Raw genomic sequence first — 8,916 nt, forward strand, 5'->3', positions numbered from 1 at the left:
TCATAAAAGTTACGTTGGCTAGTGTTTCTCGACCGAAGTCGATCACACTATAAAATATTATTGTTGACGTTTGTTTGTTTAGTTTTCAAAGAGCAATTTTTGTTTATCGCTCAGAAGCGACTTTATTAATATAACACTTTATCATTTCGTTGTCAAACATTTTTTTAATAATGTTTTATGTCGTTTTGAAGCGACGTTTATTATAATAGCATGCCTATACTAAATCGTCAATGTTAAAATAAATAAATGTTTTTATCTAAATATACCCATATCTTAATCATTCGAACAAAAATAAAAACCGCCATTATTGACGGATCAACCCAAAGGTTATATAACCCAAATCTGAATTGCCACAAGAGCTGCTAAACCTGGAATACCAAGAAAGCCCGAGATCATCGTAGTAATAAAGTTTATCGGAACATGGATCCCATATTGATTTCCTAATGTATTTAAAAAAAATAACAATATGGCACCAATTAGAAGTTTGATCACACCTTGTCCAATATATCTTATTGGTTTTACTGGCGCCCCAATAAAAAGTAATAATAAAACCAAACCAACAATAACAGCGATAATCAACATTGGTTCCAAACAAAAATCCCTCCTACCTAAGAATCCTACAGTAAAAGGATATGTACAAGTCTCCTGAAAAAGACCATGGTAAGAGGGATAAATATTATTATTTTCTTATTGATATATTTCGGCTTTTGGCTTCCCTAATTAAGAAGAAGTATTTTAACTCTGCCAATTTGGCATCACTAATCACTTCTTCAGATGGATCTAAACATCTTTCTACCAGAGTTTTTTGATGACTCCAGTCGTTCCGTAAATGGTGAAGCCTATTTAATAACTTTTCATCAAATTCTTTGCGAAGTCTTCCTTTTCGTTGGAAAAACATGGTACACCCTCCGTAATTTATACTTCTCTTCGCCCTTCAAGCGCCTTCGAAAGGGTAACTTCATCAGCATACTCTAAGTCTCCCCCAACTGGTAAGCCGTGGGCAATTCGGGTAATGCGAATTCCAGTTGGTTTTAGTAAACGAGAAATATACATTGCGGTTGCTTCTCCCTCAATATTCGGGTTGGTTGCAAGAATAACCTCTTCAACTGTTTCATCCTGTAGTCTTTTAAGCAATTCAGGAATTTTAATATCCTCTGGGCCAATTCCATCCATTGGAGAAATAGCTCCATGTAATACATGATACAATCCAGAAAACTCTTTCATTTTTTCCATTGCGATTACATCTTTAGGATCCTGAACTACACAGATAACAGATCGATCACGACGCTGATCTTCACAAATGTAACATGGATCTTGATCAGTAATATGACCACATACTGAACAGTAAGTTAGATTTCTTTTAGCATTTACCAATGCCTTTGCAAAATCTAATACAATATCTTCCTTCATACTTAACACAAAAAATGCCAGTCTTGAGGCGGTTTTCGGCCCTATTCCCGGCAATTTCATAAAGCTGTCAATCAGCTTCGAAATCGGTTCAGGATAATGCATATTGTCTAATTCCTCCTAGAACAATCCGGGAAGATTCATTCCTTTTGTAAATTGTCCCATTGTGTTGTTTGCTAAGTCATCCGCTTTTTTCAAAGCATCGTTTGTTGCAGCTAAAATTAAATCTTGAAGCATTTCAACATCTTCTGGATCGACTGCTTCAGGTTTAATATTTACTTCCACTACTTCTTTGTGCCCAGTAACAATAACCGTTACTACGCCACCGGCAGTTCCTTCAATTCTTTTTTCGCCTAATTCCTCTTGAGCTTTCGCCATTTGCTTTTGCATTTTTTGCATTTGTTTCATCATACCTTGCATATTTCCGCCACGCATCATAATAAAAAACCTCCACTTATGTTTTATTCTTTAATTTCTACAAGATCTTCACCAAAAAGCTTTTTAGCCTCTGCAATTAATGGATCCTCTAAAGTTTCTTGTCCTTCTTCAGGTGTATCATTACGCTGACTCGCTAAAAAGTTCTCTCGTATATTATGCCATTGTTCTTCTGGTACGCCCAGAAATTCCATTCTTTTCCCTAACAATTCTTGCATAATAGAGGAGACGGTTTCAAGAAATCTGTTATTTTCCATCGCCATTTGGCAATGAATTTCGTATTTAAATTTTATTATAAATGTATGTTCTGCCGCTGCCACAGGTTCTGCTTCGTTTAACAAGGCAGCTTGCGATCGCATTTGTTTTTGAGCTAAAAGGCCACGCATTTCTGCCCATTTGCTTTTAACTAAAGTTAAATTACTTTTAGTTGCCTGCTTTAATATTTCATTTATCTTTCCGACTGGAGCTTGAAACCCTTTCCGTGAGCTTCTTTGAACAGGGGCTGAGGCAGCTGGTTCGCTTGTTATGGCTTGAGCTCCATTGGTACTTAATTCTTTAACTTTTTCTTCTAGCTGTTGAATTTTTTCGGTAAGCTTATCAATCGTTGGCGAAGAAATGGATTCAACATTCGTGGTTCGCTGTAATTGGCAAAGCTTGACGATTGCAACCTCTAAGAAAATTCTTGGATGATTGGTCCAGCGCATTTCCTGTTGAGTTTTGTTTAATATTTCAATAAGATCGTAAATGCTGTCCGTCTGAACCTCGTTTGCGATTTGTTTGAATTCCTCATCGGCCATCGCTTTTTCCATTGATTCTTCTAATAATGGTGCCGTTTTATATAGTAGCATATCGCGATAGTAAAAGATAATGTCCTCAATAAACCTTGATGGATCCTTTCCATTTGCCAATAAACTCTCTAATGCTTCTAAACCGCCAGCAGTATCTTGTTCAAGAAAGGCCCGTGCCATTTTGTTCAAAAACCCTTGGGAAACAGAGCCTGTTACTGTCAAAGAGTCCTCAAGGGTAACTAGATCCTCACTAAATGAAATCGCCTGATCCAATAAACTCAGTGCATCCCGCATTCCACCTTCTGCTGCTTTGGCTATAACATGCAGTGCCTGTGGTTCACACTCGACTCCAGATTCATCAACAATTAACTTCATTCTGCTTACAATGGCCTTAGGTGTAATTCGCTTAAAATCAAAACGTTGACATCTAGAAATAATCGTTAACGGAATTTTATGTGGTTCAGTCGTTGCTAAGATAAAAATGACATGCTTTGGTGGTTCTTCCAGAGTTTTTAACAATGCATTAAAGGCACCGATCGTTAACATATGTACTTCGTCTACAATATAGACTTTATATTTTACTGAAGTAGGGGCATATTTTACTTTATCACGAATATCACGGATTTCTTCTACCCCATTATTGGAAGCAGCATCTATTTCAATAACATCCGGTATGGAACCGTCCGTTATCCCTTTACAGGAAGCACATTCATTACATGGTTCACTTACAGGCGCATTTTCACAATTCACTGCCTTAGCTAGTATTTTAGCTGCACTTGTTTTTCCCGTCCCGCGCGGACCTGAAAAAAGATAGGCATGAGAAATCTTTTGCTGAAGCAGGGCGTTCTGTAAAGTTTTTGTTACATGTTCTTGTCCTACTACATCGATAAATGCCTGCGGACGCCAAACACGGTATAAAGCTTGATAACTCACTGAAATCGCCCCTTTTAAGTCTAAATAATATCTTCTCTATTATATCGTAATCATTTTCATTATTACAAAATGAAAAAAGAAAATTTTCGGCACATGTTCTATTTTAAAAATATGGCTGTGTTAAACTTGACTGTTGATTGCAGCGAGAGGCGCTTGCTTTCCGCGGGGCGGGCGGTGAGCCTCCTCGGAGCTAAAGCTCCTGTGGGGTCTCACCTGTCCCGCTGCTCCCGCAGGAGTCAAGTGCCTTCCGCTCCAATCAACATTGCGTAAAAAATCAACACTGTGCTTAAACACAGCCAAAATATAAAAAAACCCATCCCTATATTGGAATGAGTTTTGTTATTATATGTATACCGTGCACCCTCCGTCGACTGACGACCATAAGCGTTACTTAAGCAGTTAGCTCGGCCCAGGCAACCCTGCGGCACATGGGAGCTTCCACTTAATGCTGCTTCCTTCCGGACCTGACATGGTTCATGGATTCCCATTGCGCAGGACCCGGGCGTCAACGCCACTTACTTAAGGCAGACCCTACAGTCAGCCAGCCTCAGTGAGGGAATTCGGCCTCGCTAGAGCGGATTGCGAGTACAGGGCACCGCTACCTCCCCGCTTAGCACGGTAATTAGAAGTATACTAGCATTCACTCAAAAATGCAATGCGATTTAGCTGTTAATTATTGTAAGGCGTCATTCTCCGAAATAAGTCGCTGTTTCTCGTTCTTTTTCCGCTTGCGAATTTCTCTAAAGAAACTTGATAAAAGCTCGCCACATTCCTTTTCTAATACTCCCGAAACTACTTCACTTCGGTGGTTAAAGCGTTCGTCCTCAGGCAGATTCATAAACGTCCCCGCACAACCACCCTTTGGGTCTTTAGCTCCGTAAACAACTCGACCAATCCGAGATAAAATAACTGCACCGGCACACATCGGACACGGTTCTAGCGTTACATACAAACTGGCATTTTCAAGCCTCCAAGTCCCAAGTTCCTGGCATGCTTGATCAATCGCAAGCAGCTCGGCATGGGCTAAGGCATTTTGTTTAGTCTCACGTAAGTTATGTGCTCTTGCGATGATTTCACCGTTTAGGACGACAACAGCTCCAATAGGTACTTCCTCTTTTGCTTCTGCCTTCTTTGCCTCTTTAATCGCCTCTAACATATAAAATTCATCTTTTTTCAGGTTATCTCCCATGTAGAACCCCTTCTATACACTGTTATTTCTTTAGGCAATCTTACTATATTTGTTTCCATTGTTAAAGAGACCTATAAGGCTTGTGTGTTAAGGAATAATTTTTATGGAGATTTTATAGGGTTCTTAAAATTATCATTTATTTTTTTTTCAATCATAAAATGATTAATATTTATGTGTTCATAAGGGGGATTTATATGCAAATCCATGTCATACAGCCAAACCAAACGTTATTCGGAATTGCACAAGCCTATAGCACAACTGTTGATGATCTTATTGAAGCAAACGATATACCTAATCCAAATGACTTAGTACAAGGACAAACATTGGTTATTCCGATTGTCGGAAGATTTTATTGGGTGCAGAGTGGTGACAGCCTTTGGTCAATCGGGAGAAAGTTCGGGGTAACACCTCAACAATTAGCCGCAATCAATCGAATTCCAGTAAACCAGCCGCTAACCATTGGATTGCGTCTTTACATCCCGCCTCGTCCAAAAAGAAATGCCGAAACTAATGCATATGTTGAACCACGGGGACAAACGGTTGCTCCTGCTTTAGAAGCCAGCGCAAGGGAGGCTGCGCCCTATTTAACCTATTTAGCTCCCTTTAGCTTTCAAGCATTAAGAGATGGAAGTCTTAAAGAACCCCTGTTAAATAATTTTCCGGCGATTGCTAGAGCGAATAATAATACATTAATGATGGTGATAACGAATCAAGAAAATGATCAATTTAATGCAGAGCTCGGACAAATTCTCCTTAATAACATGGAGATTCAAACGAGATTTCTTAATAATATTGTCACTACTGCCAGACGATATGGATTTAGAGATATCCACTTTGACTTTGAATTCTTACGCCCCGAGGATCGGGAAGCTTATAATCGTTTTTTGCGAAGAGCACGCGATCGCTTTAAACAGGAAGGTTGGCTTATTTCAACCGCGCTCGCGCCAAAAACAAGCGCAACTCAAAAGGGTGAATGGTATGAAGCCCATGATTACCGAGCCCATGGAGAAATCGTTGACTTTGTCGTTATTATGACTTACGAATGGGGCTATAGCGGTGGACCTGCCATGGCTGTTTCACCGATTGACCAGGTTAGGAAAGTTATCACATACGCTTTAACGGAAATGCCGGGGCAAAAAATTATGATGGGCCAAAATCTTTATGGCTACGATTGGACCCTACCATTTGTGCAAGGAACGGTAGCTCGAGCTGTCAGTCCTCAGCAGGCGATTCAGCTTGCTGCAAGATACAATGTAGCCATTCAATATGATCCAAAAGCTCAAGCTCCTCATTTTAATTACACCGACGATCAAGGAAAACAGCATGAGGTTTGGTTTGAGGATGCTCGTTCCATTCAGGCAAAATTCAACTTAATTAAAGAACAAAATTTGCGTGGAATAAGCTATTGGAAGCTTGGATTAGCCTTCCCTCAAAATTGGCTGTTAATTGTTGAAAATTTCAATGTTGTAAAACGCTAGACCACATATACCTAAACAAAAAGACTGCGCTATCTGCAGTCTTTTTTTTACCCTTAAAAATACAAATAATGTCACATTCGCCTCAGACCTAATGTGTGTTACAATATCCTTTGCACACTCTCAGTTATTATATATAAATAACAAAAAAACAAATACGTATAGAGATAAATAGAGGAGGACAATGATGGAGGGAACACCTTTTATCACGGTAGAGGGACCAATTGGTGTGGGGAAAACCTCTCTTGCAAAAGCAATATCTGAAAAGTTTCAATTTACGTTACTAAAAGAAATAGTCGATGAAAACCCATTTTTAGGGAAGTTTTATGAAAACATAGAAGAGTGGAGTTTTCAAACCGAGATGTTCTTCTTGTGTAATCGTTATAAACAATTAGGAGACATCCAAGACTATTACCTTTCAAAAAATAAACCTGTCGTAGCTGATTATCATATTTTTAAAAATTTAATTTTTGCTGGGCGCACTTTAAATCAAGAGGAATATGAAAAGTATTATAAAATTTATCAAATTCTTACATCCGATATGCCTAAACCTAATGTGATTATTTATTTAAACGCAAGCCTTGATACTCTTTTAAAAAGGATTCAAATTAGAGGCAGAGAAGTTGAAAGAAATATAAGCCCTCTTTATCTAAAGCAACTATCCCTCGATTATGAACAAGCCATGTTGAAATTTGAGAAACAACATCCAGAAATCCCCGTTCTGCGCTTCAGTGGCGATGAGTTGGATTTCGTCAAACAAGAAGAAGATCTCTCATTCATCCTAGATATCGTTTCGAAACATGTGAATAAAAGGAGTCCGCAGCTATGAACTTACGAATGAAATATCAAATTCCCACCAATGCCGTTATTACCATTGCTGGCACTGTAGGTGTTGGAAAATCCACGATGACCAATGCACTAGCAAATGCATTAGAATTTAGAACATCTTTTGAAAAAGTGGATAATAACCCTTATTTAGATAAATTCTATGATGACTTTAACCGTTGGAGCTTCCACCTACAGATTTACTTTTTAGCCGAGCGCTTTAAAGAACAAAAACGAATCTTTGAGTATGGCGGCGGCTTTATTCAAGATCGATCAATCTATGAGGATACGGGTATTTTCGCGAAAATGCATTACGAAAAAGGAACGATGTCAGAAGTCGACTTCGAAACATATACCAGTCTCTTTGATGCAATGGTGATGACACCATACTTCCCTCATCCAGATTTGTTAATCTATCTAGAAGGATCGATTGATGATATTCTTGAGCGCATAAAAGAGCGCGGCCGTCCAATGGAGCAACAAACTCCTATCGATTATTGGCTTGAAATGCACAAACGCTATGAAGATTGGATCAATTCCTTTAGTGCATGTCCAGTGCTTCGCTTAAATATAAATGAATATGACATTCTACAAAAAGAAGACTCTATTGAACAAATTATCGAAAGAATTTCCTATAATATGAAACAAACTCAGTTGCTAAAAAGATAACGGAACAAAAACAGACAGTACCTCCTTAATTTCAGGGGGTACTGTCTGTTTTTTTATGTCATAGAAATGTCGAATTTTCTTTATGAAAGGTCAAAAAAACCTGCTACCGAAAAGTAGCAGGCTCAATCTCCAATTTTTATGCACATTAGTCATTAATTTCAAAGGTGTAATGGCGGAGGAAGAGGGATTCGAACCCCCGCGCGGTTTAACCCGCCTGTCGGTTTTCAAGACCGATCCCTTCAGCCGGACTTGGGTATTCCTCCGTATTGACAAGAAATAATATAACATGCCTAAAATACAATGTCAACATAATAAAATAAAAAAATGGGCGGAATTTTCCGCCCATCGAAAAATCGGATGCACTACGTTTTTTCTATTCAGGACGAATGACAGTATGTTTACCCATATATGGCTGTAATGCTTCAGGGATTAAAACACTTCCATCCTCTTGTTGATAGTTTTCTAAAATGGCAGCTACTGTTCTTCCAAGTGCCAGACCAGAGCCATTTAATGTATGAACATGCTCAGGCTTAGCTTTAAGATCACGACGGAAGCGGATATTGGCCCGTCTTGCTTGGAAGCCTTCAAAATTACTGCAAGAAGAAATTTCACGATATGTATTATAGCTTGGAAGCCATACTTCGATATCGTATTTCTTAGCAGCCGTAAAGCCTAAATCACCCGTACACATGCTCATGACCCGATAAGGAAGGCCTAATAACTGAAGTACTTTTTCAGCATGACCGGTTAATTTCTCAAGCGCATCATAAGATTCTTCCGGTTTCACAAATTTAACCAACTCTACTTTGTTAAATTGATGCTGACGAATGAGTCCACGTGTATCCCGGCCAGCTGAGCCCGCCTCAGAACGGAAGCATGCACTAAAGGCTGCATAACTAATTGGCAGTTCATCTCCGTTTAATATCTCATCACGGTGAAGATTTGTTACAGGTACCTCAGCAGTTGGGATTAGGAAATAATCTTCGCTCTCGATTAAAAACGCATCTTCTTCAAATTTTGGCAGTTGGCCAGTTCCAGTCATGCTAGCTCGATTAACCATGTATGGAGGTAATACTTCTTTATATCCATGCTCATCAACGTGAAGGTCCAGCATGAAGTTAATTAACGCACGTTCTAATCTTGCCCCTAACCCTTTATAAAAAACAAAGCGGCTTCCGGTTACTTTTCCAGCCCG

10 protein-coding genes, 1 tRNA gene and 1 other RNA gene are annotated in these 8,916 nt (G+C 39.1%); 3 read left to right on the forward strand and 9 right to left on the reverse strand.

What is annotated here, in order from left to right; all coding sequences use genetic code 11:
- Positions 1–327: 327 nt before the first annotated feature.
- From ACI48O_RS22440 to tadA, 7 genes are all read right to left on the reverse strand, one after another.
- Entirely contained in the window at positions 328–591 is a 264-nt protein-coding gene (locus ACI48O_RS22440; protein ID WP_435564041.1) for a pro-sigmaK processing inhibitor BofA family protein, read from the reverse strand.
- Positions 592–679: 88 nt separating this feature from the next.
- The gene (locus ACI48O_RS22445) at positions 680–898 is read right to left on the reverse strand and encodes a YaaL family protein (RefSeq protein ID WP_435564042.1); all 219 of its coding nucleotides are present in this window, start codon (positions 896–898) and stop codon (positions 680–682) included.
- Between the two features lie 17 nt (positions 899–915).
- A complete protein-coding gene (recR, locus tag ACI48O_RS22450) occupies positions 916–1,512 on the reverse strand; it encodes a recombination mediator RecR (protein ID WP_435564043.1) in 597 nt (198 codons plus the stop codon).
- 15 nt (positions 1,513–1,527) lie between these two features.
- Complete coding sequence (locus ACI48O_RS22455) at positions 1,528–1,842, reverse strand: YbaB/EbfC family nucleoid-associated protein (protein WP_435564050.1); 315 nt, start codon at positions 1,840–1,842, stop codon at positions 1,528–1,530.
- Positions 1,843–1,868: 26 nt separating this feature from the next.
- A complete protein-coding gene (dnaX, locus tag ACI48O_RS22460; RefSeq protein WP_435564044.1) occupies positions 1,869–3,563 on the reverse strand; it encodes a DNA polymerase III subunit gamma/tau in 1,695 nt (564 codons plus the stop codon).
- Positions 3,564–3,916: 353 nt separating this feature from the next.
- Positions 3,917–4,182, reverse strand: an RNA gene (ffs, locus tag ACI48O_RS22465) — signal recognition particle sRNA large type.
- Between the two features lie 54 nt (positions 4,183–4,236).
- Positions 4,237–4,752, reverse strand: a complete 516-nt coding sequence (gene tadA / locus ACI48O_RS22470) for a tRNA adenosine(34) deaminase TadA (RefSeq protein ID WP_435564045.1) — start codon at positions 4,750–4,752, stop codon at positions 4,237–4,239.
- Positions 4,753–4,946: 194 nt separating this feature from the next.
- On the opposite strand from tadA, the gene ACI48O_RS22475 reads away from it, so the two are divergent.
- The 3 genes from ACI48O_RS22475 (at position 4,947) to ACI48O_RS22485 (ending at position 7,721) form a co-directional block, all read left to right on the forward strand.
- Positions 4,947–6,230 (forward strand): glycosyl hydrolase family 18 protein, encoded by a 1,284-nt coding sequence (locus ACI48O_RS22475; protein WP_435564046.1) that lies wholly within the window; start codon positions 4,947–4,949, stop codon positions 6,228–6,230.
- A gap of 184 nt (positions 6,231–6,414) precedes the next feature.
- The gene (locus tag ACI48O_RS22480) at positions 6,415–7,056 is read left to right on the forward strand and encodes a deoxynucleoside kinase (RefSeq protein ID WP_435564047.1); all 642 of its coding nucleotides are present in this window, start codon (positions 6,415–6,417) and stop codon (positions 7,054–7,056) included.
- Entirely contained in the window at positions 7,053–7,721 is a 669-nt protein-coding gene (locus ACI48O_RS22485) for a deoxynucleoside kinase (protein WP_435564048.1), read from the forward strand. The genes ACI48O_RS22480 and ACI48O_RS22485 overlap by 4 nt, the downstream gene beginning before the upstream one ends.
- A gap of 170 nt (positions 7,722–7,891) precedes the next feature.
- Here ACI48O_RS22485 and ACI48O_RS22490 read toward each other — a convergent pair.
- Positions 7,892–7,984, reverse strand: a tRNA-Ser gene (locus ACI48O_RS22490).
- Positions 7,985–8,094: 110 nt separating this feature from the next.
- A partial coding sequence (serS, locus tag ACI48O_RS22495) for a serine--tRNA ligase (protein ID WP_435564049.1) occupies positions 8,095–8,916 on the reverse strand: 822 nt, incomplete at its 5' end.

This window comes from Neobacillus terrisolis (assembly GCF_051233475.1).
In the GTDB taxonomy this organism is placed as follows: domain Bacteria; phylum Bacillota; class Bacilli; order Bacillales; family Cytobacillaceae; genus Bacillus_BU.